We start from the raw sequence: 540 nt of genomic DNA on the forward strand, positions 1-540 counted from the left end.
AGAGTGGATCCTTTCCCAGGTCGAACGACTGGCCAAACGGAAGAATCAACCCCTTGTTGTTTCGATTGATGATACGATTTGCCAAAAAACGAAGCCTTCGTCACGGGCTGTGCACGCCATTCAAGGGTGCGACTGGCACTACTCGCATAAAGATCATCAATCGGTCTGGGGGCATTCGCTCGTTTGGCTGATGGTGCACACCTTCACGCAGGCGTTCCCATTTGCGTTCCGCCTGTATGACAAGAAAGCGGGAAAAAGCAAGATCGACCTGGCGATCGAGATGCTTTCCTCGCTCAAGGTGAAGCGGGCTCAGCCGGTGTATGTGCTCATGGATTCGTGGTATCCGTCTAAGAAGCTCATCGAAGCCTGTCTGAAACAGGGATTCCATGTCATCGCGATGCTCAAGACGAACCGGATTCTCTATCCGAACGGGGTTGCCGTCCAAGCGAAGCAGTTGGCCCGCTCCATCGAACCGAATGACACTCACCTCGTCACGGTGGGAGAAGAGCATTATCGCGTCTATCGTTACGAAGGAGCGCT

At 53.5% G+C, this 540-nt stretch carries 1 protein-coding gene; it reads left to right on the plus strand.

Going from position 1 to position 540, the window contains the following annotated elements; all coding sequences use genetic code 11:
- On the plus strand, positions 1 to 540 hold a 540-nt coding region (locus U1T56_RS24490; protein ID WP_418162084.1), incomplete at both ends, for a transposase.

It is taken from the genome of Benzoatithermus flavus (assembly GCF_037908215.1).
Classification (GTDB): Bacteria; Pseudomonadota; Alphaproteobacteria; order Geminicoccales; family Geminicoccaceae; genus Benzoatithermus; species Benzoatithermus flavus.